Annotated in this window: 26 protein-coding genes; 16 read left to right on the top strand and 10 right to left on the bottom strand. The window is 42.4% G+C overall.

The features are described 5' to 3' along the window. Positions 1-230 precede the first annotated feature (230 nt). Positions 231-1,094 (top strand): formyltetrahydrofolate deformylase, encoded by an 864-nt coding sequence (purU, locus tag CAN34_RS02060; protein WP_174668335.1) that lies wholly within the window; start codon positions 231-233, stop codon positions 1,092-1,094. A gap of 131 nt (positions 1,095-1,225) precedes the next feature. Here purU and ccsA read toward each other — a convergent pair whose 3' ends face one another. Continuing rightward, positions 1,226-2,032: an inner membrane protein YpjD gene (ccsA, locus tag CAN34_RS02055; RefSeq protein ID WP_089554223.1), complete on the bottom strand. Its 807-nt coding sequence runs from the start codon at positions 2,030-2,032 to the stop codon at positions 1,226-1,228. A 344-nt stretch (positions 2,033-2,376) separates the two neighbouring features. Between ccsA and ffh the strand changes: the two genes are divergently transcribed. The 7 genes from ffh (at position 2,377) to CAN34_RS02020 (ending at position 8,738) form a co-directional block, all read left to right on the top strand. Continuing rightward, entirely contained in the window at positions 2,377-3,927 is a 1,551-nt protein-coding gene (ffh, locus tag CAN34_RS02050; RefSeq protein WP_089554222.1) for a signal recognition particle protein, read from the top strand. A 243-nt stretch (positions 3,928-4,170) separates the two neighbouring features. Further along, positions 4,171-4,854 (top strand): tRNA (adenosine(37)-N6)-threonylcarbamoyltransferase complex dimerization subunit type 1 TsaB, encoded by a 684-nt coding sequence (gene tsaB, locus CAN34_RS02045; RefSeq protein WP_089554277.1) that lies wholly within the window; start codon positions 4,171-4,173, stop codon positions 4,852-4,854. Between the two features lie 117 nt (positions 4,855-4,971). Further along, a complete protein-coding gene (locus CAN34_RS02040) occupies positions 4,972-5,814 on the top strand; it encodes an undecaprenyl-diphosphate phosphatase (RefSeq protein ID WP_089554221.1) in 843 nt (280 codons plus the stop codon). Between the two features lie 67 nt (positions 5,815-5,881). Continuing rightward, positions 5,882-6,772 (top strand): class I SAM-dependent methyltransferase, encoded by an 891-nt coding sequence (locus CAN34_RS02035; protein ID WP_089554220.1) that lies wholly within the window; start codon positions 5,882-5,884, stop codon positions 6,770-6,772. Positions 6,773-6,812: 40 nt separating this feature from the next. After that, entirely contained in the window at positions 6,813-7,052 is a 240-nt protein-coding gene (locus CAN34_RS02030; RefSeq protein WP_089554219.1) for a hypothetical protein, read from the top strand. A gap of 104 nt (positions 7,053-7,156) precedes the next feature. Further along, positions 7,157-8,074: a 4-hydroxybenzoate octaprenyltransferase gene (gene ubiA / locus CAN34_RS02025; RefSeq protein WP_089554218.1), complete on the top strand. Its 918-nt coding sequence runs from the start codon at positions 7,157-7,159 to the stop codon at positions 8,072-8,074. Continuing rightward, positions 8,067-8,738, top strand: a complete 672-nt coding sequence (locus CAN34_RS02020; protein ID WP_079692474.1) for a DUF4112 domain-containing protein — start codon at positions 8,067-8,069, stop codon at positions 8,736-8,738. Before ubiA ends, CAN34_RS02020 begins: the two co-directional genes overlap by 8 nt. 118 nt (positions 8,739-8,856) lie before the next feature. Here CAN34_RS02020 and CAN34_RS02015 read toward each other — a convergent pair whose 3' ends face one another. Together CAN34_RS02015 and CAN34_RS02010 are read right to left on the bottom strand one after the other, a co-directional pair. Beyond that, positions 8,857-9,480, bottom strand: a complete 624-nt coding sequence (locus CAN34_RS02015) for a hypothetical protein (RefSeq protein ID WP_089554217.1) — start codon at positions 9,478-9,480, stop codon at positions 8,857-8,859. 165 nt (positions 9,481-9,645) lie between these two features. After that, on the bottom strand, positions 9,646-10,278 hold the full coding sequence (locus CAN34_RS02010; RefSeq protein ID WP_089554216.1) for a hypothetical protein: 633 nt from the start codon (positions 10,276-10,278) through the stop codon (positions 9,646-9,648). Between the two features lie 149 nt (positions 10,279-10,427). Here CAN34_RS02010 and yiaA point away from each other — a divergent pair, with 149 nt between their 5' ends. Then, positions 10,428-10,988, top strand: a complete 561-nt coding sequence (yiaA, locus tag CAN34_RS02005) for an inner membrane protein YiaA (protein WP_089554215.1) — start codon at positions 10,428-10,430, stop codon at positions 10,986-10,988. A gap of 16 nt (positions 10,989-11,004) precedes the next feature. Here yiaA and mnmD read toward each other — a convergent pair whose 3' ends face one another. The 4 genes from mnmD to ispZ form a co-directional block, all read right to left on the bottom strand. Then, positions 11,005-13,095 (bottom strand): tRNA (5-methylaminomethyl-2-thiouridine)(34)-methyltransferase MnmD, encoded by a 2,091-nt coding sequence (gene mnmD, locus CAN34_RS02000; RefSeq protein WP_089554214.1) that lies wholly within the window; start codon positions 13,093-13,095, stop codon positions 11,005-11,007. 26 nt (positions 13,096-13,121) lie between these two features. Beyond that, the gene (locus CAN34_RS01995; RefSeq protein ID WP_089554213.1) at positions 13,122-13,586 is read right to left on the bottom strand and encodes a hypothetical protein; all 465 of its coding nucleotides are present in this window, start codon (positions 13,584-13,586) and stop codon (positions 13,122-13,124) included. Continuing rightward, positions 13,583-13,924 carry a YciI family protein gene (locus tag CAN34_RS01990; protein ID WP_089554212.1) on the bottom strand — a complete coding sequence of 114 codons (342 nt, stop codon included), beginning with the start codon at positions 13,922-13,924 and terminating at the stop codon, positions 13,583-13,585. The genes CAN34_RS01995 and CAN34_RS01990 overlap by 4 nt, the downstream gene beginning before the upstream one ends. A 175-nt stretch (positions 13,925-14,099) precedes the next feature. Continuing rightward, positions 14,100-14,651, bottom strand: coding sequence for a septation protein IspZ (gene ispZ, locus CAN34_RS01985; protein WP_079692467.1), 552 nt, complete (start codon positions 14,649-14,651; stop codon positions 14,100-14,102). 189 nt (positions 14,652-14,840) lie between these two features. Here ispZ and CAN34_RS01980 point away from each other — a divergent pair, with 189 nt between their 5' ends. Together CAN34_RS01980 and CAN34_RS01975 are read left to right on the top strand one after the other, a co-directional pair. Beyond that, a complete protein-coding gene (locus CAN34_RS01980; protein WP_089554211.1) occupies positions 14,841-15,722 on the top strand; it encodes a PHP domain-containing protein in 882 nt (293 codons plus the stop codon). Between the two features lie 252 nt (positions 15,723-15,974). Beyond that, positions 15,975-17,522, top strand: a complete 1,548-nt coding sequence (locus tag CAN34_RS01975) for a diguanylate cyclase (RefSeq protein WP_089554210.1) — start codon at positions 15,975-15,977, stop codon at positions 17,520-17,522. A 48-nt stretch (positions 17,523-17,570) separates the two neighbouring features. On the opposite strand, the gene truD is transcribed toward CAN34_RS01975, so the two are convergent. Next, on the bottom strand, positions 17,571-18,881 hold the full coding sequence (gene truD, locus CAN34_RS01970; protein WP_089554209.1) for a tRNA pseudouridine(13) synthase TruD: 1,311 nt from the start codon (positions 18,879-18,881) through the stop codon (positions 17,571-17,573). A 242-nt stretch (positions 18,882-19,123) separates the two neighbouring features. Between truD and CAN34_RS01965 the strand changes: the two genes are divergently transcribed. After that, positions 19,124-20,776: an FAD-dependent oxidoreductase gene (locus tag CAN34_RS01965; RefSeq protein WP_089554208.1), complete on the top strand. Its 1,653-nt coding sequence runs from the start codon at positions 19,124-19,126 to the stop codon at positions 20,774-20,776. Positions 20,777-20,868: 92 nt separating this feature from the next. Beyond that, complete coding sequence (locus CAN34_RS01960; protein ID WP_089554207.1) at positions 20,869-21,480, top strand: GNAT family N-acetyltransferase; 612 nt, start codon at positions 20,869-20,871, stop codon at positions 21,478-21,480. 9 nt (positions 21,481-21,489) lie between these two features. Here the strand turns inward: CAN34_RS01960 and CAN34_RS01955 are convergent, their stop codons facing one another. Then, complete coding sequence (locus CAN34_RS01955) at positions 21,490-21,699, bottom strand: hypothetical protein (RefSeq protein ID WP_165767596.1); 210 nt, start codon at positions 21,697-21,699, stop codon at positions 21,490-21,492. A 252-nt stretch (positions 21,700-21,951) separates the two neighbouring features. Between CAN34_RS01955 and CAN34_RS01950 the strand changes: the two genes are divergently transcribed. From CAN34_RS01950 to CAN34_RS01940, 3 genes are all read left to right on the top strand, one after another. Beyond that, on the top strand, positions 21,952-22,320 hold the full coding sequence (locus CAN34_RS01950; RefSeq protein WP_089554206.1) for a hypothetical protein: 369 nt from the start codon (positions 21,952-21,954) through the stop codon (positions 22,318-22,320). A gap of 94 nt (positions 22,321-22,414) precedes the next feature. Beyond that, the gene (locus CAN34_RS01945) at positions 22,415-22,696 is read left to right on the top strand and encodes a DUF503 domain-containing protein (RefSeq protein ID WP_089554205.1); all 282 of its coding nucleotides are present in this window, start codon (positions 22,415-22,417) and stop codon (positions 22,694-22,696) included. Between the two features lie 336 nt (positions 22,697-23,032). Further along, positions 23,033-23,875 carry a M48 family metallopeptidase gene (locus tag CAN34_RS01940; RefSeq protein WP_089554204.1) on the top strand — a complete coding sequence of 281 codons (843 nt, stop codon included), beginning with the start codon at positions 23,033-23,035 and terminating at the stop codon, positions 23,873-23,875. Positions 23,876-24,120: 245 nt separating this feature from the next. Here CAN34_RS01940 and CAN34_RS01935 read toward each other — a convergent pair whose 3' ends face one another. Continuing rightward, positions 24,121-24,606, bottom strand: coding sequence for a hypothetical protein (locus CAN34_RS01935; RefSeq protein WP_123891897.1), 486 nt, complete (start codon positions 24,604-24,606; stop codon positions 24,121-24,123). Between the last annotated feature and the right edge of the window lie 21 nt (positions 24,607-24,627).

The following is a 24,627-nucleotide window of genomic DNA, read 5'->3' as shown; positions in this document are numbered from 1 at the left end:
AGCCCCCAACCGTGCGTTGGGGGTTTTTGTGTTTATAATCTCAATAACCAAATACAAGCAACTCAATCAGCAAATTTTTGCAAAAGCGATTAGAATAGTCGCTTTCCTTTGCTGCTGATAGTATCTAACATTAGCAGCAAGTTTTATTCTTGATTGGGCGAACTATGTCAGACACTGCAACGATAGCTTCACCGAAAACTTTATTCCAACAGGCGTCTAAAGTGCCACCTATGATCAATGCTATTGATACTGCAACACTATTGATTAAATGCCGTGATCAAGCTGGTATTGTACAGGCGGTATCCGAATTTATTCATCGCTATGGCGCTAATATCATTACTCTAGATCAGTATTCAACTGCTCATGAAGGTGGTCAATACTTTATGCGTTTAGAGTTTGTTTTAGCGGAATTGAGTGAGATTATTGATAATTTTGAGGCCAGTTTTGCCCATACCGTTGCTAAGCGCCATAATATGGAGTGGCGCCTACACGACAATGCCATTAAGACCAAAGTCGGTATCTTAGTATCCAAATTTGACCATGCGTTATTAGACTTATTATGGCGACATCAGCGCGGACTGCTTGATTGTGAGATTACTTCTGTCGTCAGTAATCATGAAGACTTACGTCAAGCGGTAGAGAATTTTGGCATCACCTTTCATCATATACCAGTGACCAAAGATAATAAGGTAGAGGCAGAAGAGCAGATTCATCAATTGATGGCCGGCAATGATTTATTGGTATTAGCGCGTTATATGCAGATATTATCGTCTGATTTTGTCAAGCGTTGGCCGATGCAGATTATCAATATTCATCATTCATTCTTGCCAGCGTTTGTTGGTGCAGATCCGTATCGCCAAGCTTATGATAAAGGGGTAAAGCTGATTGGAGCGACCGCCCATTATGTCACAGCCGAGTTGGATCAAGGACCTATTATTGAGCAAGATGTGCACCGTGTGACTCATCGCCAAGGAGTGACGGAGCTGCGTGCTATTGGTCGTGATATTGAGCGTAATGTATTAGCGCGTGCCGTAAATTGGCATGTACAAAATCGCGTGATTGTAGCGGGAAATAAAACAGTGGTTTTTAATTAGCTTTTAATTAGAGCTGTTTTAAATTGAGCAGAAATCGTTAAAAGAGATTTAATAAAAAAGCCGCCAGTATTATTATTTAATGATACTGGCGGCCATGTTTTTCTAATCATATTGCTGTTGCAAAACTGAGTTTATAACACCATCTCTAACACAAACTTACTGCCGACAAAGCCAATTGCTAATAAAATAAAAGCGTAAATGGTGATGTTGGCAGCGCGTTTGCCACGCCATCCAGCACGCCAATTGCCTAATAATAGCGCCCCAAATAACAGCCACGACAACACGCTAAACACCGTTTTGTGGGCAATGTGCTGCGCCATCAAATCTTCTACGTAAATAAAGCCAATCCCTAATGCGATGCTAAGCAGGACAAAGCCTACCAATAGCATATCAAATAATAGACTTTCCATACTTTGCAATGACGGTAGTTTATTAACCCAAAAACGGTGAATCGATTGGTGTTTAAGCTCACGTATTTGCAGACGCAAAAATAGCGCTTGCACCGCCGCCATCAGCAGCACACAATAGGCGGCAAGTGATAGTAATATATGAGCTTCAAGCCCCATACTGATATCAGTGAGCGGGCGATAAGGCGCGCGGCCAATATAGCCGATTATCATACCTACTAATGCGGTCGGTGCTGCTAAAATACCAAGACTCACGATAGGTCGGTACAAACAGAACATGACATAAAAGAATAAGAAAAATAAACTGATCAGGCTAATGATATTAAATAGGTTAAAATTTAACCCATAAAGAGTGACAACATGTGGGTAGAGTAGCGTCGCATGTGCCAACATACCCACCAATAATAAGCTTAAGCTTGTGCCTTTATGGATAGGTTTATCTTGAATCAGCGCCCAACCAATATGAATGCTGACTAAGAGGTAAGCCACACCAGCAAGTAAGAATGCAAGTTGCAAGATAAAAGACCTCATCTCATAATGAGCGCTCAATTTAATGCTAAAAAATGAGCGCTCAATTTAATGCTAAAATGGTATTATTAGAACAATCATCCAATTTATCATAAAATGGCAGTCAATTGAGTACCATCTTACGTATTCCTGATTGCAAAACGATTATAGGCAAAACCATTATTTGTAGACCGACTATAAATTTTGAGTCGTCTTAATGCTATAGTATTGATAATATGCTGTTTTTTATAGTGATTTTTATAACTGCTTTTATAAAAGCGCGACCCAATATTTTATAATATACGCTAATACTATTTATAGACCATTTGAATGGTTTAACTGAGAATTATTTTAACTGAGAGTTATTTATGTTTGATACCTTAACCGAACGCTTATCATCGAGCCTGCGCAATATCGCAGGCACAGGGCAATTGACCGAAGACAATATCAAAGACACTTTACGCGAAGTACGTATGGCGCTGCTAGAAGCCGATGTGGCGTTACCTGTCACCCGCGATTTTGTGAAGCGTGTCAAAGAGCAAGCGCTTGGTGCTGAGGTGCTTAAAGAGTTGGCTCCAGGACAGGCATTTGTCAAGATCGTCCATGATGAGCTGACTGAAATGATGGGCAGTGCCAATCAGCAGTTAGAGATGACTGGCAAGCCACCAGTGGTTTATATCTTGGCAGGTCTGCAAGGTGCGGGTAAAACCACCACTGCTGGTAAACTGGCAAAGTTTTTACAAGAGCGCCATAAAAAGAAGGTTATGCTGGTATCTGCTGACGTCTATCGTCCAGCAGCGATTCAGCAGCTTGAACAAGTCGCTGGGCAAGTGAATGCCAAGTTCGTTAATTCAAGTAGCGACGAAAACCCGATTGATATTGCGCTACGTGCTATTGAAGAGGCTAAAATTCAATATCAAGATATTTTGATTATTGATACAGCGGGTCGTCTGGCTATTGATGAGACCATGATGGATGAAATCAAAGCGCTGACCGCTGCGGTTAATCCTTCTGAGACGCTGTTTGTTGTCGATGCGATGACTGGTCAGGATGCGGCTAATACTGCCAAAGCCTTTAACGATGCGCTGCCATTAACGGGTGTTATTTTAACCAAGACTGACGGTGATGCGCGCGGTGGTGCGGCGCTTTCTGTACGCGCTATCACAGGTAAGCCGATTAAATTCTTAGGTCGCGGTGAGAAACTAGATGCCTTAGAGCTGTTCCATCCTGAGCGTATTGCCCAACGTATTCTTGGTATGGGTGACGTACTGAGTTTGGTGGAAGAAGTTGAGCAAAAGATTGACCGTGATAAAGCCGAAAAAATGGCGAAAAAGATGCAAAAGGGCGGCGAGTTCGACCTTGAGGATCTATTGACCCAGTTCCAGCAAATGAAAAGTATGGGCGGCATGGCGGGCTTCTTAGATAAGATGCCAGGTATGGGCGGCTCTGATATGCAAAAAGCCGTCGAAGATGCTAAGCCTGAAGAAAAAGTGCGTGAGATGGAAGCGTTGATTAATTCGATGACACCATTTGAGCGCAAAAATCCTGATAAGATTAACCCGAGCCGTAAGCGCCGTATTGCTGCTGGCTCTGGTCGTGAGATTCAAGATGTCAATCGTTTGCTCAAGCAGCACAAGCAAATGGCAAAAATGATGAAGATGATTTCAAAGCCTGAAGGCATCAGTAAAATGATGAAATCGATGCAAGGATTGATGGGCGGCGGCGCTGGAGCAGGCGGTGGCGGTGGTCCATTATTCGGCGGTGGTGGTCAACAAGGCGGCGTTAAAGATGTGAATCCGCAGCAAATGGCGAAACAGATGGGACTGGATCCAAACAACATGCCAAGTACCGAAGAGATGCAAAAACAGATGCAAGAGTTGCAAAATCAATCGCCAAAGAATTTTAAAAAACGTTTTTAATAGTAGTTAATGCTATTAGCAAAACCTTTGTCATGAAAACCTCAAAGCTAAATGGGCTTTGAGGTTTTTTATGTCTATCCTATTTAGATATATTCTCATGGATAAAGTATGAAAAATATAGAAAGTAATAAAATTAGTCTGCCCTAAATGCTATGATAGGCGCTGTTTTATGAAGCTGGTGCTTTTTACCGTACTAAGTTATCAAGCCAATTTAGAGCGCCAAGACTATAAGCCGAGGTTATGATGTTTTTAGCAATGGATACCGTGTTTGATCAGTGCTCGATCGCGATTTTAGATACCAGTGGTCAAGTGCTATCGAGTCATACCGAAACGGGTAAGCGTCAGCAGACGCAGCAAATCCTACCGATGATTGATGCCGCTTTATCTGAGGCTCAGTTGCGCCTCGCTGATATAAAAGCATTAATATTTAATCGTGGCCCCGGCGCATTTAGTGGTATTCGGATTAATACAGCGGTAGTGCAGGCGTTATCCGTGGCGCATGGCATTCCTTGCGTCGGTGTTTCAAGCTTGCAAGCGATTGCCCAATCTGCCCACCAGAAGTACGGCTTGACGCACGTATATAGTGCCCTCGATGCGCGTATGCAGCAGGTTTATTTTGGGCAATATCAATTAGAAAATACTATCATGCAGCCGATATATATCGAAAACAGTGAAAGCACTGAGCAGTTGCTAGATTATGACAGTCAAACAGCGCTTAACATTGCTATCGTCGGCAATGGTGCTGGTTTATTGAGCCTGCATGATGAACAAATAAGCCATGATGAGGTTTGGCCTGATGCAGTAGTAATAGGGCAGTTAGGCATCGCCCAGTTTATGACGTTAGGTGGTACAGATGCCGCGCATGCGCTACCACAGTATCTGCGCAATCAAGCGTGGAAAACGCTCAAAGAGCAAGGGAAAGCGTAGTTTTGCTCTATTAAGATAGAAGTTATTGATAATGACTAAATATGTCGTAACTATCAACTATTATAAAAGTAACAATAATATAAGACAGTCTGTAGGTCTGTTTTTAGGAAAATAATTGTGGATATACTCTTATTAATTCAAGCTGTCATCATGGGTATCGTTGAAGGTATCACTGAGTTTTTACCTATCTCTAGCACAGGATATTTAATTTTATCAGCCGATTTGATGGGCTTTTGGACCAAAGAAAAAGTCGATTTGTTTGTGGTGGTGGTACAGTTTGGCGCTATTTTAGCGGTCATTTATGACTACTGGGGCAGACTATGGCAAGCACTCATGGGTTTGCTGACGGGTAAAGCAGAGGGCATGAGTAACCCAAGGCAGCTTGGATTAAGCTTAATTGTTGCCACTATTCCGGTGATGATTGTTGGTTTTACCTTTGCCGATGAGATTAAAGCTTATTTATTTAATCCTATTGTCGTTGCGATTATGCTAATTATCGGCGGTCTGCTGATATTTTATGTCGAAAATCGTCCTAAGCCAATTATTGCGCAAGAAGCAGAAGACGTTAGTCTAAAGACGGCATTGATGATAGGTTTGCTGCAATGTTTGGCATTGATACCTGGTACCTCGCGTTCAGGAGCGACTATTATCGGTGCGCTATGGCTTGGGGTCTCACGTAAAGCTTCCGCTGAGTTTTCCTTCTTTTTGGGTATTCCGGTTATCATTGGTGCGGCACTACTAGATTTTATTAAGCATCGTGACGTTTTGACCAGTAGCGAAGATTGGTTAGTGCTAGGCATTGGTACCGTCGTGTCATTTATCGTTGCCTTACTTTGTATTCGCTTATTGGTCGCTTGGGTCAGTCGTCGTGACTTTAAGGTGTTTGCATGGTTGCGTATTATCACTGGTGTGTTGGTCTTAATAGCCGCTTGGGGTTTTGGTTATCAAATGGCAGGCTAAACTTTATAATGGAATGGTTTTTGTTAGCAATTCATGATGTGGTAAGTATGAGAAAGGAATGGCAGTCATGACCAATGTAAAGCACGTACCGACCGCTGCTATAAACTGCCAACTACTTTATGTTAGTCAGACGCAGGCAAATCAAGTCGAGAGCTTACAGGCGTTGATAGCTGAGCATGCGCTACCCATTATTTTAAATATTGAACTGGTGACAGAGAAATTAAATCAAAAACGTCGCCAGCAATTATGCCATACAGCCACTCAACCTATCTTATTATTAGATGAAAAAGATAAGCTCTCATGGCTGAGTGATGGCTTAAGCGTTGCACCTGAATGGGATAAGTTACAGCGGCGTGTGGTGAGTGCGGGACGCAAGTCTGAATTATTATTGCAAGCGGCAAAAATCACAGCGGACAGCAAGGTCATTGATGCCACTGCTGGCTTTGGTCATGATAGCTTAATCTTGGCCAGTACTGGTGCACAAGTAACAATGCTTGAGCAGCAGCCCTTAATGGCGCTGCTACTGTTAGCAGAGCAGCAGCGCATGAGTACGTTAGCAAATTGGCAAAAATTGATGTCACGTTTGCATATCATTAATACGGATGCACTTAGTTATTTTCAAAGCGTTAATAATGAACCAGTCGCTGATAATAGTAAAATCGTCGATATGGTGTATCTAGATCCTATGTTTCCAGAGGATAGCTACCAAGATAGTAAAACGGGTAAAGGCGCTAAAGTGGGTAAGCATATGCAAGCATTGCACCAATTGGCCAGCCCACCAACATTAGACGAAGAACGGCAATTGCTACAATCTGCGCAAGCAGTGGTCAGTCAAAATGGTCAAAAACAAGGCCGCGTCATTGTTAAGCGTCCACAATCTGCGCCGTTACTTGCTCATCAACAGCCAAGTGAGAGCTGGCATAACGAAGCGGTACGATTTGACGGTTATTTTGTTTAATGATATGAAATAAGACAGCTTATAAATTTAGGAGCAGGGAATGTCTGTATTAATCGTTTGGGTGATGGGTGCGGCGCTATTGCTAATTAATATTATGCTGCGTACCAGAATTTTGCGACTTGAAGCACGTCTAAAAGAGTTAAGTAATCCTAAAGAGCAATTGGCGTTTTTACGTCAGCAAGCCGCACAAAAAGAGAAAGTTGCTGCAATTAAAGCCTTACGCAAACAATATCCTGAGCTGTCACTTATTGAAGCAAATAAGATGTGGCAACACGTTTAGTGGCATTGATAGTATCAAAGCAGCGTACGCCAAGTTCTATAACCTAAATTGCTATGCACCCAAATTATTACTTAATACTTTCTATCTATGATAATTAAAACGCCATGACATTTAACGACAAACTACAAGCCTACATCCAGCTGACGCGCTTTGATAAACCAGTCGGTATTGAACTGCTGCTTTGGCCAACTTTATGGGGCGTATTATTAGCCGCAATGGGGCAGGCACAGCAGCAGGGTGAGACGGCGGGTCTGCCAAGTCTTAAGGTGTTTGCGATATTTGCCCTTGGGGCGATATTGATGCGGGCGGCAGGCTGTGCCATTAATGACTTTGCTGATCGTAAAGTCGATGGTCATGTCAGTCGTACTAAAGGTCGACCGCTTGCTGATGGACGCTTATCGGGTAAAGAAGCCATTGCGGCTTTTTTAGTATTGGTGTTATTAAGTGGCAGTCTGTTATTCTTTTTGCCCATTCAAGTATTTTACTGGTCGTTTGGTGCCGTTATATTGGCATTTATTTATCCGTTTATGAAACGCTATACGCATTTGCCACAAGTATTTTTGGCCGCCGCTTTTGGTTGGGCGATACCGATGGCTTATGTAGCGATTCAAGGCGTACCTGATATTTGGTGCTGGCTATTATTCTTGGCATATATGTGTTGGACAGTCGCCTATGATACCCAGTACGCCATGGCTGATCGTGAAGATGATTTAAAGATAGGGGTCAAATCAACAGCGATATTATTTGGACGCTATGATGTAATTATTATTTCCGTGCTACAAACTTTATTTCTACTCATCATGGGCGCGGTTATGTGGCATTATTTTGCCCCGACCAGCTTGGGCATTACGCCCGTATTTGGACTGGCTTTAGTCGCGATGATGTTTGCCAAGCAAAATAGCGCTTGTGCCAGCCGTAATGCTTTGGTCTGCTTTCAGGCGTTTTTAGCCAATATCTGGGTAGGACGTTATGTCTTTGCTCTCATAGCCATCGCTTGTATCTGGACGACTTTTAATGGATAAATTAAATAAATTTTCGAGATTAAAAGCGAGTAAATCATCTAATGCGCCTGTCGTAGATTATCAGGCAAGATTGGCTGCGCAAGGGCTAACCCGAGAGCAAGTCATCGAGACTGAGCGTAAATTGGCAAAGTTTGCCAATACCATGGATTCTCTCGTTCGCATTCCTTTTACTAAACAAGGCATGGGTGCCGATGCCGCACTTTCAACCATTCCACTGGCGGGTGATTTGGCGGGATTGGCGTTAACCAGCTATGCGTTCATATTGGGTCGTCAGCTGGGAGTACCGGCGCATAAAATGACACCAGCCGTCAGACTGGCGCTCATCGATATGGTAGTCGGGATCGTACCTGGTATTGGAACGTTGCTCGATATCTTTATTCGTCCCAGTCGTAAGACCTTGGGTATCGTGCATGAACATCTAAAAGACGAGTATGGCATCACCGAAACCATGCATATGGATCGACCATTTTTACATCAGTCATTAGAAGACAAGCAACAACAAAGTCGCTTTGGTTTCTTTTGGCGCAATCCAGTCGTCGCTTGGCTATATTTGCATATACCTGATATATTGGGATTAATGGTTATTATCATTATCGGTTGGGGTTTATGGACAGTAATAAGCTGGCTGGTGAGTTTGTTTGGAAAAACAACAGGCTTTGGTTAAATAAAATTAAAATAAGTCAAATTAATAGCAAAAAAGGCGGCAACGATATCAACGTTTGCTGCCTTTTTTATTGTCATCTTTTTACTACCTTTACCACATGGTTTTATGCTTATAAAGCTTACTCAGTAATCACTTCTGCATCGGCACTAATGGCATCAAAGCTTGTCATTTTATTGTTTTGAATAAAGTCGATTGTACCACCGCCAGCATGACTGACCAGCTGCATACTGCCATCGCTTGAGCGATAAGTGGGATTATTCCCTTGACCTTCAGGCGCACTCAAGGTCATTTTGGGTTTGTTAGGCAAGGTTACAACAGCGTTGAGCATACCTGCTGCCGACGTTTCAAAGACGACTGATAAAGATTCACCTGTTGCACTTTTATAACGGACATCAGTGATTTGGGCGCCTTTAATGGCTTGCTCTGGATTGGGCGCTGGAGCAGGGTTATTTGCTGCCAAGTCTGTTGCATCAAGGTCATTTTCTAGCTCAGCTAAGCTCATATCTTGCTCTGGGTTAATAGTAGGCTCAGCGGCATTTACCTCTTCATTAGTGACTGTAGGCGCATTGATGTTAGAAGTCACGGGTGTCGTTTGAGATGCCACTTCAGTGGTGGTCTCGCTAGCTGTCTCAGGCTCTGGTGCTTTTTGGCAAGCACTCAGTAGTAATATACTCACAAGAATGGCAGAAACAGATTCAAAGTCGCGCTTTGGTTTGGCAAAGGTAGCGGGAAGGTTTTTCATAATAAGATGGCTATCCATTAATAGGGTTTTATTTAAACATAGTGAACCACGTATAACTATCTCTTACTAAGAATCACTAATTACAGTCATGCCTATAGTAAATATAGTCTTTCACAGTTATTTGCTATTACCATCAATTTTTTACTCGTTGTTCGCATGTATTATTTACTTTAACTTTAGATTATCGGCTGCCATGCCACTTTCTTTATAAACATCATCTAAATATCGGCGGCTGGCAAGTAATTTATCAACGACACCACTTTGGCTTTGGGTATTAAGCTTTTGCGAGAAATCTAAAATCAAGTTTAGTTGACCTAGCACCATGTCATAGCTGGTATTTTGTTTATCGTTATCAATAATAACGGTTTTTGCATAATTTTGATCGAGGCTAAGATAGTCAGTAATCAGCTCTGGAACACGTGTGCTGATGAGTTTATTGAGGGTAAATAATTGTGATTCAGTGATTTGATCGTGATGAGTAGACTCATATTGCTGCCCAATATCATCCATAGTCGCTCGAAACGTTTTAGGCACTTGCTCGTTATAAAGTAGTCTAATAAAGGGATGCTGCGCTGAAAAATTAATGACAGTAAGCTCATTACTTTGTTCATTATTTACCTTTTCTCTTGATGCCATATTCGCTTGAGATTGGGCGGCAAGGTGACTTGCAGATGCTAAATACTCTTGATGACGTTGTATAGAGGCCGTTTGCGTGCGCTTAGATTTTTCTCTCATCACAAAAACGATGGGTACGATAATAATAAGGCTAAGTAGAATGAGTAAGGTAAAAAAAGACATGTTAGGACTCTGTCATTAAGACTGCTATTTATTTTAAAAATAATTTTAGATTACAATATAACATGCTTGTGTTATGTTAAGGCAAAACAGAGGTCGATAAAAGTTTATATGACTATCAAGTATTTGCTTATTTCTAATTAAGGACGATGATGAATAATGACACGATTACTAAGAGTCAGCTAGCCGCTTATAAACCAACGACCGCTTATGTCGGGACTTCTTGGGCCGTCATGTTGGTTGGTGTACTGGCATATTTGTTTGGATTATGGAATGCAAAAAGTATGTTGTTGAATGAGAAAGGCTATTATATCGCGGTGTTGGCGCTCGGTCTTTATTCAGCGATTAGTTTGCAGAAAACCCTGCGTGATCGTAGTGAAGGTATACCAACGACGAATATGTATTACTTGATTAGTTGGGCGGCTTTAGGATTGTCTGTTGTGCTTATTGCTATTGGTTTGATGAATGCGGGGAGTTTAAACCTCAGCGAAAAAGGCTTTTATATGATGGCATTTACCATGAGTCTGTTTGCTGCGGTGACCATTCAAAAAAACACCCGCGATGAAGCGCAAATCCAAACTTTAATTGCGCCAACGACGAGTATAAATAATGAGGGTGTGACAAGAATACCCACTCAAAAATCAGACTCAGGCAAATCATTATTTGGTGCGGTTAAATCTCGTATAGAGAGTCATGACGATACCGCGAATTAAAATACCGTTTGAAAGGTTAGCTCGATAATTTACTCACTTTATTACGCGCTTTATGCAGCCGCGCCCGATTGGGTGACAGCCGCGTCAACATAACGCTGGATAACGGCGTAAAACAGCCTAACATCATATCTGCTAGCGCTTCAGCACATATCGGCGCTAACGCATAACCTTTTGCACCCATCGCTGACAGTGTCCATAGGCGCTTGCTCTGTGCGAGTAGACCGACCAGTGGATGATAATCTAGCGTTTGGGTGCGAACGCCGGCACGCGCTTGCCATAAGCTAGGGTCAGTAATTAAAACATCAGCCAATTCAGGCATATCTTCAATCAATTTATCGTAATTCTGCTGGTTTTCCTCACTGCGAATATCGATATTGGCATCACCATCGACAAAGCTTGCACCAAGTAAAAACTGCGGCTGATTTTCGATAATATTATTCAACTCAGCATCACCGCTTTGTCCGATAAATGGTGCGCAATAGCCACTGTATTTGAGCGGTAATTTAGGCAGCTTGGCTATTTGTTCAGCAGTTGGCGTGAACCAAGACAGTTGCCCACGGATGGTACGGCATTCCACGATACGTTTATCTAGTTGATGGCTTTCATAGGCTGCGCAAATCACGACATTGTCAGCGATTATAGTGATAGGGCTTTGACTATTATTACCACTCACCGCAACTTTATCTTCTGTTTCTTTAATATCGGTAACACTAAACTGCTGATAATTGATATTCGAATGCGCAAGGATGACAGTTCTTAAAGCTTGTGGATTGACCAAACCAGATTGCGGTAAATATAAATTGTCTGCTAAGTCTTTAGCTTTTAAGCCGCTTAACCGCCGCGCTTTTTCAGTAGTAATCGTAGTTGCCATCGCATTTGGATAATCGGCAATCTGCTCAGTACCAATATTGGTTTTTACTAATAAATCTAGAGTACCGGTCTGCTCAAGTATCAACGGCGTATTTTGGATCGCGGCTTGCTTATTAAAGTCACGATATAATCTGACGCTGTATAAATAGCCAATAGAATGCAGGTGCTCATAGACGTGATGAATAGGCGTCATGTTTGGTGCGAGGAGGGCGCGTGGATTACCAGATGCCCCAGATAGAGGTGCGCTTTTGTCTAAAATAGTGACATTGATACCGCGATTGGCCAGCGTCCAAGCAGTAAGTAGTCCTGCAACACCGGCACCAATAACGACTGTGTGATTCGGATGGGTATATAAGGTGGGATGGTCATCCAGTGGTAAGGGCTCAGTCATGACAGCGGTGAGCATCTCGCGCTTGCGCCCAAACCCTTTGACTTTTTTAATCTCAAAGCCATGAGCTTGTAGTCCACGTTTGACGATACCGGCACAGCTATAAGTGGCGGCAGTCGTATCAGCGCGCGATAAGCGCTGTATCTGCATAAATATAATTGCTGCCCACAATGTCTCATTACAAGAAGGGGCAAAGCCATCTAAAAACCATGCATCAATATAAGGGCGCCTAATGACGCTCTCAAATCCTAAGCTTGTTAAGCTGTCACCGGCGTTACCCAACCAGATATCAAGGGTTATATTGTCCGCAAAGAAATTCAACCGATGACAGCCAGCAATAAGCGGTGGGTAGCTGGCTAAAAGCTGCTCAATTAATTCTGTTAGTTCAGGAGCGCGCTGTGCCCATCGTGCCAGTATCTGTGTTAAGTCTGTCAGTGATATGGGATATTTTTCGGTAGTAATAAAATGCAAGCGTGCCGTTGCTAAATGCGGTTGATCAGCGCGAAGTTGACGCCAAAGTTGCCACGTCGCCAAAAAATTCAATCCAGTGCCAAAGCCCAATTCAGCGACAGTAAAGCATTGCTTCGGTGCAAGATTTACCAGTCGCTCCGGCAATTGGTTATGCGCCAAAAATACATGACGTGACTCTGCTAAACCATCTGCATGCGAGAAATAGACATCGCCAAATTCGCCTGATACCGGCACTTTGTTACCAGCATCATCCGTTCGCCATTCAATCTGAGCAGGCACAATAACGTTTGGGGGTGCAGGGTTCTTAAGGAGTTTGGTGGCTTTATGAGGCGTACGCGTGGCGGTAGATGAGGGCTTAGGTATAGCAGACTTAGACATAGAGCATCGCATTTATAGAGGATTTACTACCAACGTTCACGGCGCACAAAGACCAACCATGAGATAAAAATACCGACTAATAAACTAATCAAGACGGTAAATGCCCCATATAAAAATATTTGACCTTTACTCTCGTACACCAAAACGTTTGCTTGAGTCTGCAAATCGTTGACTTGGCGCTGCAGCTGGGCATTGCGGCTAAGCAATTCTTGGTTGGCTGCCGATAGTGCTTTATTGGATGGTTGCAGCTGTGCCGCCAAGGTGTCGTTAAACTTTAAGGTATCGTTAATATTCGTCGCTGGCGCGGTATTTGTAGTGGTGGTCGCAGTCGTTGTTGGGGCAACATCATTGGGCGCTGTTATAGCCATTGCTGCTGTATCGGCAGTGGTAACCGTTGGCGCAGCTTGTACCGATATGGCAGCGAGTAATATAATGCTAGTAAAGCCAGTTTTATAGATATGACTATTTAATGAAAATAACTGCTGAATCACGATGCTGCTACCTTGTCTGATGGCTTATTTGCCGAACGGTCAGTAGCTGCTGGTAATGCTTGAATAAAAGGCTTGATATCTACATGACTGTATACACCGTCACGCAAGTATGGATCAGCGCTTGCCCAAGCTTGAGTCGCCTCAAGAGAGTCAAAGTCAGCAATAATAAGGCTGCCAGACATCTCGCTTTTGCCGTGCTCAATAGGCGTTGGACCGGCGATAATCAGTCGCTGCTCACGACTCAATACTTGTAAGCGTTCAAGATGTTCAGCGCGCGTCATCTGACGTTGGGCGCTGCTACCCGCAACATCGTAACCAATAATGGCAAATAAGGACATATTGCTTCCTCAATTAATAGTAAGAATAAAGCGCTATAATCAATAACAATACTTTTAATCACTCTACCTAATTAGACTATATGATTAATCATTGTCACAATGGGAATTTAGAAATAAGTGGTTGTTTATTATAAAGTAATAAATATTATGTGATGGCTTTCTATTTGATGGTCTTTTACTTAGCTGCTTTGTCGGTTAGTGCGGGATTGAGGTGCTTTTTTAACACTAAAAATTGGGCGACCACAAATACCAGCATAATTGGAATCCAGCCATAGGTTTTAAAGTTAATCCAAGCTTCATCTGACATCGTAAATGCCGTGATATAATGCAGCACGCCCATAAAGGCAAAAAACAATGCCCAAGCAACGGTTAACTTCTTCCAGCCACTCATCGTCAGCGAAAAAACATCTTTCATAGCCAATTGCATCAGTGGCTTATTAATAGCAGCACTCACCAAAAGCGTTATAGCAAAGATACCGTTAATAATCGGTGACTTCCAACGTAGGTAGATGTCGTCACGCAATAGCAGTGTGCCACCGCAAAAGACGATGGTTAATAATAGAACGACCCATTGTTGTTTATCAAACTTGCCTTTTTGACGCACAAAGTGGATAGCATAGATGATGATAGTGGCAACGAGCAATGCGCCTGCTGCTGCTAAAATACCATTGTAACGAGCGGCAATAAAAAATGCGATTAAGGGAATGAAGTCTAATAAGGCTTTCATAGCAAATAGGGTGTCCAACAAAAACGTATGGGGTAGTTTACACGTCTACTGCGCCAAAAAAAAGCAATCAACACGATAATCGTCTGATATAGCACGCCTTAGCCATTTTTACTTCATTTTACTGCTACCATATTCATTATCGAAGACACATTTAATTGACAATACATTCAAAATCTTAAGGCCAGCTTTATGAAAATCGATTTACATTGCCACAGCACCTGTTCTGACGGTACTTATGCGCCTGCAGAAGTGGTACAACGCGCCCATAGTGCGGGAATTAACGTGTTGGCTTTGACCGATCATGATACCTTATTGGGTATCGATGAGGCACGCGCGGCGGCTGAAGCTTGCAATATACAATTAATTAATGGTGTTGAAATCAGCTGTGAGCACACGCTTAGCGGCGGCTATGGTAAAAATAAATCCACTAATAAAATTATTCATGTACTTGGGTTGGATTTTACCGATCGCGAAAAAATGCATGCGACCTTACAACAGTTGCAAGACAGTCGTGCTACGCGTGGTCAACGCATCACTGAAAAACTCAGTGAGTTGCTAAACATTGATTATGATGAGCTGTGGCAAGCCGTTCTTTATAAAGCGGGTAACAATCCGCAAGCAGTTGGGCGTGCGCATATTGGACAAGTTTTATTTGAGCGCGGTGAGGTTAAGACGGTACAAAAAGCCTTTGATAAATATCTGGCTGACAATAAGCCCGCTTATGTGGCCATTGAAGCGCTGACGATGCAGCACGGTATTGAGCTGATTCAGGCTTGCGGCGGCAAGGCAGTGTTGGCACACCCCACGCGCTATCAGCTTTCAGCGACACGAGTCCGTAAGCTTATCGAAGAATTTGCCCAGCTTGGCGGCGATGCCTGTGAGCTACCTGCCAATAGTGAACCTGTAAGCACTCGTAGAATGGTTGATCGTAGTATCGCTGAGCACAATCTTGTTACCTCGATAGGTAGCGACTTCCATGGCAGTAATATGCCATGGCGCCGTATAGGCGATGTGCCAAACTTGCATCCTGAGCAGCAAGGTATTTGGCAGTCTTTTGCAGCCTTATCGTAGCCTAAAAATTTTTATCACTAAATATTGCTAAGTCGCAAACTTCGCATGAATGCCAGTATTCATTAAAATGTTGGTTAAATGCTTGCTAAATCAGGGTGTCATTTGATGACGCATAAATCACTTAAACGGATTGATAAATAAGATAAAAATTGCCACACTCAATGAGTAAGTTTAAATTTAATATAAGTCATGACGCTTGGTTGACTGTTCTGGTTTTAGCTCAATAACTTTCATTATTTGCGGTAGCCCATTATGGCTTTATCGATATCTCATCTAGGCTACAGAAAACTCTCTCGAGTGATTTTTGAGTGGCAAGCTGCTGATAGGGCATTACTGCTGGCATTGTTTGTTTTGATGGAAATCACATCACATTGGTTCTGGTGTTTATTTGTCTGGTGGCGCCAAGATACTTATGGTTCCTACGTAGATATGGAATTGTTTTACCCTTTGTGGATTGGGGTTACCCTGCTGGGTATCTTCTTTATATGGATGGTCAGCCGTTTATCACCGATGAGAAAAGACAATGGCTCACTACATAAGTGGCAGGCCATTTTAGTGGCGCTTTATAGCGTTTACATTGCTGTGGTCATTTTGGTTATGGGGCACAGTAGTTTGGTCGCTGGGATCTCGCTAGTCGGTGGAGCAATGCTAGGAATGATGCTCATACGGCGACGCTATGTATGGAAAGCCTTTTTAGGGCATATCGTATTAATTTTTCTGGTCACTCTGATTCCCTATTTTGGCTTTACCATACCCAATCTGCGCCACATGACGATTACCTCTTTTCCTTTAGATACTTATAGCTATCTCACCTATAGCGAAACGACAGCTATCGAAAATGCCATCTCCGCCTCTATTTTCAAAAACGGTACACTAAGCTGGGATACCCTCAATCAACTACGCTTTTCCTCAGCGTTCTTTTGGCGCAGCACCCATATTTATATGGCGCTACCAAAAGCGATTTTTATCATCTATATGTTTCGCACACTGTTATTGATATTAGATAATAGTAAAGCTGAGATCATGCAGTATGCCAATCAAGATGAGTTGACTCAGCTAAAAAGTCGCCGCTACGGCTTGACGCAAATGCAGCAGGCGCTTTTGGCAATGGGAGATAAGCAGGATTTCAGTGTTATTTTATTAGACTTAGACTGGTTTAAAAGTATTAATGACAATTATGGTCATGATGTTGGCGATCAAGTGCTGTCCGAAGTTGCACAAACGTTATCAAGGTCGTTAACAGAAGATGCGATTGTAAGTCGCTATGGCGGAGAAGAATTTTTGATTGTGCTGCCTGATACTCAGCATGATAGGGCGATGAGCATTGCTGAGCAGCTGCGTCGAGACATTGCTCAGCATGTCATCAGTAGTGATGACAATGCAGATTTTAACGTCACTGCCAGTTTAGGGGTTTATACCTTGACTCACGATGAGCGCGCTCGAATCCAAAGTGAGTATAAAGCGGTAGCGCTAAAAGAGAGCACACCGCCGTTAACAAGCTCACAAAAACAAAACGCAAATATCAAAGACTCGCAAGACAATGGTTCGAAGCAATCCAGCTCGAAGCAATCCAGCTCGAAGCAAAGTAGCTCGCAAAAAAGAGTTGCGCATAGAAGAAAACGAGTCGCCACAGAAATCGCAAAGGCACAATTGCCCATTGATATTTGCCAGCGTTTAATCTGTATTGCCGATAAAGCCTTATATGAGGCCAAGGATCGTGGTCGCAATCAAGTTGTCAGTGCCAATGATATGTTAGCTGCAGAAAGTAGTAAGGCTACCTCGCTTTATGCCATCATCTAGCAACTCAGCACTCTAACCTTTTGAGAATTTTGAGCATTCAATCAGTTGCTAGATAGATAATGGCGGTGTACTTAATTCTTGCACCAAACTTGCCAGTACGCTGGTGGCAAAGCTACCTGTCGTCAAAGTAAAGTTTAATACTAGCGCTTGTTCATCATCTTTATCCTGCCATTCCCAACTCAATGCTTCAATAGGTAAGCGCAGCGCTCGTCTTTGCGCCTTAATATCGCGCTGCTCTAAACCTGCCGCTAGCTGAGTTAATAGTGGGCTTTGATCTACGATATCAGTTTCAATTGCTGCCGCTATGTCGCTGACCTTATCATTACCCACGCCCCACAAAACACCTGTTGGATGAATGTCGCCGGTCTTAACTCGCGCCTGTAAAGTGTCGTCTAATTCTTCACTAGCAAATATCGACCCTGAGCCGTTGAGATTAAACACTTCACCCGCCAGTCCTGTATCCCAACTGCCATCACGTACGCGTGCTGCCAATATCTCATTGAATATCAAACTACGTGCGGCAGACAGCTCCATAGTATTTTGCTCTCGCGGTGCGCTTTTACGTTTGCTCTTTTTGGGTTGTGGTCGACTTTGCTGTGCTGGACGATCAAATAATGCCAAAGCGGTTCTAATATTATTGCCGTTACGTCCAAAACGCTGTGGACCAAAATAATTGGGCACGCCGCTGTGACTGATATTTGCTAAATATTGTTCGATGCTGCTCTTGGCACTTTGCTTAGCAGATAAATCCTGCTCAGGTGTTTCACTTTCTAAACTTGCAAACTCGATATCACGCAAGGTAATGATAAATTGATTGGCGCGATGCGTACCGCGATTGAGCTTTTTATTGTGCCACTGCTGGGCGAGAATAGTGACTGATTCATCGACGCCGATATCTACTGGCGCAAATTCTGATTCTGGCAATTGCTTTTTTGGTATCCGCAGGCTAAACCATTGTGTCGTTAATGCATGACGGTCTTTCAGCCCAGAATAACCGACATCGCGTAATGGTATTTCTGCCCACTCAGAGAGTAATTTGGCAAGATAAGCGGTGTTCATTCCTGACTTTTCTATATGCAGCCATAAATGCTCACCTTCGCCTGTAAAGTCGAGCGGCAATATCTCATTAACGATAAAGTCGGTTGTCTGGGCTTTATAAGTTGCGCGCTTTAAAGGTGGTTGTATAGGCTGCGGTAATTTGGCAGTATCAGCCGCTGCGATAATATCGATAATATCGATAATATCGATACTTGAGAGATTGGGCTGCTCGTTGGCAAGTGTTTCGTTGTCATAGGCAGCATTCTTCAAAGCAGACTCAGAAGTCGTGGTAACGTTTAAGTTGTCATATTGAGAAGTCATAAGGGAGTCTTTTTTTGTTTAAAAGCGGTGGTTTGAAGTAGCAAATGCCCAGATAAAAAGCCATGAAATTACGTTTTGCAACGCAGCGAATATACAAAGAAACATCGCAGGCTGAGTGGGCTTGCTACTATCAATTAATCTGATTTTTTAAATATAGAATTTTTTATGAGATATGACTGATTTGATAAAGTCATATCACCCCGTTTTCATCAGGAAATAATCATAATCGTTAAGGAAAACTTATGAGCAACACAACAATTAACACCGTCACCATTAGCAAAGACGATATTCCAAATGGCGGTATGAAGTCCTATAAACAGGATGATGATAGTATCATTTTAATTACCCGCGACGACAGTACATTTCATGCGTTCGATGGTAAATGCCCGCACGCAGGGGCAGATTTGGGTAATGGTTTACGTTGTGGCAATCGAGTCATCTGCCCGTGGCATCACGGTACTTTTGATAGCAGCGACGGCTCGCTATTAGAACCAGTTGCTATGACAGGATTGACCCAATACGAGCTGACGGATGATGGCGATAATTTGATCGTTAATATTGCCGCTAAAATAGATAAACGTATCAAAAACGACAAAATGACCGACACTCATACCATTATTGTAGGCGGTGGCGGTGCAGGATTTATGACTGCCAATCAGCTACGTCATACGGGTTACGGCGGCAAGATTACCTTGATTAGTGCTGATGACAAAGCTCCTTATAATCGTCCTTTATTGTCTAAAGCGTTTTTGGCAGGGAATATGCCTGAAGAAAAGCTCTTACTTGGCGGCGCAGATTGGGCGAGTAAAAGCGATATTGACTTACGCTTAAACCAAACCGTTAGTGAAGTGTTGCCCAATGAACGTACGATTGTCATTAAAGATAAAGATGGTAATAGGGATAAACAAACAGCCGATTTCTTAGTTGTGGCAACGGGTGCTGAGCCAAAAATACCGCCTTTTAAAGGTGTTAAGCTTGATGGTGTCTACACCTTACGCAGTATGGATGATGCCAAATTGATTAAAGCTGCCAGTCATGACCAGCGTGTGGTCATTGTTGGTACAGGTTTTATCGGTATGGAAGTCGCTTCAGCATTAGTGCAAGCAGGCACGACCGCTTCTATTACTATCATCGGACAAGACCATCGCGTGATGGGTAATATTGTTTCTGAAACCGTCAGTAATGCGCTTATTAAGTTGCATGAAGATAACGGCGTTAAGTTTATCTTTAATGCCAGCGTCGCTGAAATTACAGCAACCGAAAAAGCTACTGATGACAGCGGCAATGACAATAGTGAAGAGAGCTTCTCACAAGTTGGTGGCGTTAAATTAGCAAATGGTGAGCAGATAGACGCTGATATCGTGATTTTGGGGACAGGGGTCGCACCGCGTATCGAGTTATTGCATGACACAAATCATCCAGATGGCGTACAAGTCGATGAACATTTACAACTGCGCGATGGTGTCTATGCGCTTGGCGATATCGCCAAAGCGACCAATCAAATGGGGCGGATGCGTATCGAGCATTGGCGTGTCGCCTTGCAGCATGGCATAGTAACGGCAGCAGCGATATTGAATGATGAGCAAGTGAATTCCTTGGAGGAGCGAATTCCTTTCTTTTGGACGATGCAATACGGTAAAAGCCTACGCTATAGCGGACACGCGGCGACGCCAGACTATGGCATTCTACTTGGTACACCAGACAGCTTTGATTATATCGAATATTACTTCGATGATGAGGGTGAAGATACGCGCGCCCGTGCAGCAAGCTCGCTTGGTCGCGACAAAGCATTGGTTGCATTCTCTGAACTATTGCGCCGTGGGCATGCGCCAACACGAGCACAGATTAACGCAGGATTTAATATTATCGAACAAGCGCAGGTATTATCGCGCTAGTACTGAAAGCAGATAAATATTATTATTAAAGCTGAGCTATTTATTTAGGTCAGCCTTAATATTATGTCTATAGGAAAAGGACAACCAACAATATGAAGAAAAATGCTGTATTTTTACGTCAAGCCGAAGCAAGCGATATTGATGCGCTTGAACAATTATTAAACCGCTGCTACCGGCAGACAGAAGGCTGGACCAATGAAGCAGATTTGGTTGGTGGTATTCGTATCACTCAAGATGAGCTGGCTAATACCATCGCTAATCCAACACATTATCTTTTCGTTTACCCAAAAACCACCACTGGCGAACGCGACGGTGAAGAAACGGGCGAGCTATTAGGCTGTATCGCTGTCGATATGAAAGTTGATACTGATACAAATAACAACGGCTGTCATAAAAAAGCTTATATCGGTATGTTTGCGGTACATCCAGAGCTGCAAGGACATGGGGTTGGTCACCAGATATTGCAGGCCGCAGAAACTTTTGCCCAGCGCCACCTGCAATCAGATATAGAAGCAACTGATGAAAAACCTGCGCGTCTTACTATGTCTATTTTAAGCCATCGTCCTGAGCTATTGGCGTATTATCAGCGCCGTGGCTATCAGTTAAACGGTAATAAAATGCCATTTCCAAATGATGGTAATAATGGTGAGCCAAAACGTCAGGATTTAGAGTTATTAGAGTTAGAAAAAATTATTAACACATAAAGTCTGCTTTTATTGACCCCAAAAATGTCCAAAAGTCATAAACAGACCAACACTCAGTAAGATAAATGCCACAATGATTAAGCGCTTAAACCAGTTAAACGCTGGCAAGCGCGTGGCATTGTCATTGGACATCAGGTAGGCGAACAAAAACAACAAGCTTGCTGCCAAGGTCATGATACCTAGACCAATCGGTAAAATAAAAAAATACACCTGCCACATAGTTATCCCTCAACGGTCATCGTTAATCGCATCATAGCAGTATCTTGATGGCACTGTCTGTATCAGCTCAAATTCAAATACTCTAACGTTATTTAACATAAGCTATTTGAACATCATAATAAGTGTTATTAAATAAACTTAAGCAAATAACGTGAATTCAGTTGGGCTAAATGAAATAATTCTGTATAGTTCAAGTAACCTTCTAGACACAGAAAATAGCCACATTAATTTTATAAATACAGCGAGCGTGATATGAACCATTTAAAGAAATTGGCTGCGATAGCATTGTTAACCCCACTATTTGTCGCCTGCTCAAATGCGCCTTCTGAAAGTACGGTTGAAGGGCTAATCGAAGCGCAATATGAGCAAGCCAACAGCATGATGGATGATGCGATGGCGAATGCAGGGAATGATGAGATGGCAAAAGCCATGAGCGGCATGATGGAAGGCATGATGCCAAAGCTTGAAAGCGTCGAGAATATAAATTGTGATACCACTGAAGGCGATAATACGTATATGTGTACCGCTGATATCACGCAGACGATTGCGGGTACTAGTCGTACCAATAAAACGAATTTTAAAGTTTATCAGGTCAATGATGAGTGGGTGTTGGGTAATTAGAAGCCAGACCATCAGTTTATTTGGTTTTGGCAGCGGTGTATTAAACGTAAATAACCAGATAACGTAAACATGGTACTTTAATAAGGAGGATAAAATGCATATCGGCATCTTAACTCTGACTTTTTCCTTGCCCGGATGTGGCTCGTTAAAAGAAAAGCGCCAACGTATGGGCGGCTTGCATGCACGCTTTAGCAATACGCCAAGTATCGCGGTATGTGAAAGTGGCGAGCGTGATCGGCATGACGCCAGTGAATGGACGTTTGTGATCGTCGGGCTGTCCAAACGTGAGGTCGAGTCGCAATGCAGTCAGGTTGAGGAGAAAATAGAGCGTACAGTAGATGCGCGGGTGATGAGTGTTAAGAGAGAGTTTATTTAGGGGAGATTTGTTGCAGGATTCTCTCTGAGTAGCGACTCTAATTAAAAGAATAAAGTTGGATGCTTCAAATGTAGGTTGGGTGGAGCTTGCGACTCCAAACAAACAATATACTATATATTTAATAGACTTTTGTTTTCTATGGTGATAATCTTTCTCCCGATAATTTAGACACATTACTTACATTTTGTTTACATATTAGTTACGTTATCAATTACATATTGCTCTCCATTAGTCTAGTTCATGACGTAAATTTTGGTAGCAGAGTTTTAAATTTATCAATGCATTACCTTTAGTTTAGCTATTTAATTTAATTGTATCTCTCAACTAGGACGTCTAATGACCACTTTTAACAAAATAAAAAATGCTCTATTGCTTACTACGATTACTACTTTAGCGGGCTGTACTACTGTAGCCGATATGGCAGGGTACGATACGGCTACATTAAATACCGATGCGGCTAAAAATTACTCTCAAGTGGTTTCTAGCGCTAATAGTCAAGGCGCAGTAGATAATACCTCTGCCACCGCTATTCGAGTTAAAAGAGTCTTTAATCGTATGAAGCCCTACGCCGTTAGCGCTAATACAACAGGCGTCCCTTTTGATTGGCAGGTCACGGTTATACGTTCACCTGAATTAAATGCTTGGGCAATGCCTGGTGGTAAGATGGCTTTTTACACCGGTATTGTAGAAAAGTTAAAGTTAACGGATGCAGAGATCGCTGCAATCATGGGACACGAAATGACCCATGCGTTATCTGAACACAGTAAAAAAGATGCTGGGCAAAAAATTCTGACAAGCTTAGCGCTTCAGTTAGGTGGTGCTGCGATACAGCAAAAAACAGGGTTAAATGCTGAGGCAATGAGTTTAATTAGCGATTACGGACTTGACAAGCCATTTTCTCGTAGTCAAGAATCACAAGCCGATGCGGGTGGTCTACGCTTAATGGCGCAGGCAGGCTACAATCCAGAATCTGCAGTTTCAGTATGGCAAAAAATGGAGGCCGCAAACGGTCGTAGCAATACTCTAGTCACGTTGATGTCTACGCATCCAAACTCTGGGCAGCGTATCGCTAAAATTCAGGCACTCTTACCTGAAGTTACGCCAGTTTATAAAGCGGCTGCTAAAGCGCCTACTAGCGCAACTACTGGAGTAACTACTAGAACAATTAAACGTAAATAACTCAGTAAATATTATTAAATCAGTAAATACTAACAAAAAAGGTAAGTCAAACGACTTACCTTTTTTTGCGAAGGAATATTGAAAATTGGCTGATTTGAATTTTATCTTGCGTCAACCATTATTAATATAAGGTAGGTTGGTGTTAAAGAAAGATACTCAACTAGATAGTCTTATTGATATTGTGCAGTTGGATTTTACTCGTTGAGTTACCTTAAGGAACAAACAATGCGTTTTAAGATTTCTAATCACTCAGCAATATAAGGATAGTCAAACTCACGATGAAAGTCTACGTATTCTTCTTTTTTATCGTCTATTCCTCCAATTGCAACCACTACAGATTGTGTTTTAAAAGGTCTAAAAATTCTTTGTTTTAAGTTTGGATTGTCGGTATCCAAACAGATCTTTTGTCCTTTTTCTATAATATAATATTCTTCATCTATAGGCGCTATAGTTAGCATTGTACGACTTTGATCGTCAGGAACATCGTAATTATATATCTCTAATCTTCTCATTCTTATATATTTTATTTGTATAGGCTGATCATGTAATACTGTTGTTGCAAACAAGGGTTCAAAACACAAATCACCCTTATCATTGGTTGATATTTCGATATCACCTTCTATTGCAGAAGAAGGATGAGGAGTTTTAAAACAGCCAGAGATACTTACTATCAGTAACGAACAGATCGGTAATGCAAGACAAGATACAAATGGCTTCGACAGATTACTCATAAACATTTAGAATCCTTTTGA

The sequence above is a fragment of the Psychrobacter sp. DAB_AL32B genome (assembly GCF_002224105.1).
Taxonomy (GTDB): domain Bacteria; phylum Pseudomonadota; class Gammaproteobacteria; order Pseudomonadales; family Moraxellaceae; genus Psychrobacter.
The sequence above is the reverse complement of the archived record's forward strand: the minus strand, read 5'-3'. Positions and strand labels throughout refer to the sequence as shown.

Bases quoted from the DNA above. Each gene is read 5' to 3' on its own strand.
- purU (WP_174668335.1), top strand. From the start codon at position 231: ATGATCAATGCTATTGATACTGCAACACTATTGATTAAATGCCGTGAT.
- ccsA (WP_089554223.1), bottom strand. From the start codon at position 2,032: ATGAGGTCTTTTATCTTGCAACTTGCATTCTTACTTGCTGGTGTGGCT.
- ffh (WP_089554222.1), top strand. From the start codon at position 2,377: ATGTTTGATACCTTAACCGAACGCTTATCATCGAGCCTGCGCAATATC.
- tsaB (WP_089554277.1), top strand. From the start codon at position 4,171: ATGTTTTTAGCAATGGATACCGTGTTTGATCAGTGCTCGATCGCGATT.
- CAN34_RS02035 (WP_089554220.1), top strand. From the start codon at position 5,882: ATGACCAATGTAAAGCACGTACCGACCGCTGCTATAAACTGCCAACTA.
- CAN34_RS02030 (WP_089554219.1), top strand. From the start codon at position 6,813: ATGTCTGTATTAATCGTTTGGGTGATGGGTGCGGCGCTATTGCTAATT.
- ubiA (WP_089554218.1), top strand. From the start codon at position 7,157: ATGACATTTAACGACAAACTACAAGCCTACATCCAGCTGACGCGCTTT.
- CAN34_RS02020 (WP_079692474.1), top strand. From the start codon at position 8,067: ATGGATAAATTAAATAAATTTTCGAGATTAAAAGCGAGTAAATCATCT.
- CAN34_RS02015 (WP_089554217.1), bottom strand. From the start codon at position 9,480: ATGAAAAACCTTCCCGCTACCTTTGCCAAACCAAAGCGCGACTTTGAA.
- CAN34_RS02010 (WP_089554216.1), bottom strand. From the start codon at position 10,278: ATGTCTTTTTTTACCTTACTCATTCTACTTAGCCTTATTATTATCGTA.
- yiaA (WP_089554215.1), top strand. From the start codon at position 10,428: ATGAATAATGACACGATTACTAAGAGTCAGCTAGCCGCTTATAAACCA.
- mnmD (WP_089554214.1), bottom strand. From the start codon at position 13,095: ATGTCTAAGTCTGCTATACCTAAGCCCTCATCTACCGCCACGCGTACG.
- CAN34_RS01990 (WP_089554212.1), bottom strand. From the start codon at position 13,924: ATGTCCTTATTTGCCATTATTGGTTACGATGTTGCGGGTAGCAGCGCC.
- ispZ (WP_079692467.1), bottom strand. From the start codon at position 14,651: ATGAAAGCCTTATTAGACTTCATTCCCTTAATCGCATTTTTTATTGCC.
- CAN34_RS01980 (WP_089554211.1), top strand. From the start codon at position 14,841: ATGAAAATCGATTTACATTGCCACAGCACCTGTTCTGACGGTACTTAT.
- CAN34_RS01975 (WP_089554210.1), top strand. From the start codon at position 15,975: ATGGCTTTATCGATATCTCATCTAGGCTACAGAAAACTCTCTCGAGTG.
- truD (WP_089554209.1), bottom strand. From the start codon at position 18,881: ATGACTTCTCAATATGACAACTTAAACGTTACCACGACTTCTGAGTCT.
- CAN34_RS01965 (WP_089554208.1), top strand. From the start codon at position 19,124: ATGAGCAACACAACAATTAACACCGTCACCATTAGCAAAGACGATATT.
- CAN34_RS01960 (WP_089554207.1), top strand. From the start codon at position 20,869: ATGAAGAAAAATGCTGTATTTTTACGTCAAGCCGAAGCAAGCGATATT.
- CAN34_RS01955 (WP_165767596.1), bottom strand. From the start codon at position 21,699: ATGTGGCAGGTGTATTTTTTTATTTTACCGATTGGTCTAGGTATCATG.
- CAN34_RS01950 (WP_089554206.1), top strand. From the start codon at position 21,952: ATGAACCATTTAAAGAAATTGGCTGCGATAGCATTGTTAACCCCACTA.
- CAN34_RS01945 (WP_089554205.1), top strand. From the start codon at position 22,415: ATGCATATCGGCATCTTAACTCTGACTTTTTCCTTGCCCGGATGTGGC.
- CAN34_RS01940 (WP_089554204.1), top strand. From the start codon at position 23,033: ATGACCACTTTTAACAAAATAAAAAATGCTCTATTGCTTACTACGATT.
- CAN34_RS01935 (WP_123891897.1), bottom strand. From the start codon at position 24,606: ATGAGTAATCTGTCGAAGCCATTTGTATCTTGTCTTGCATTACCGATC.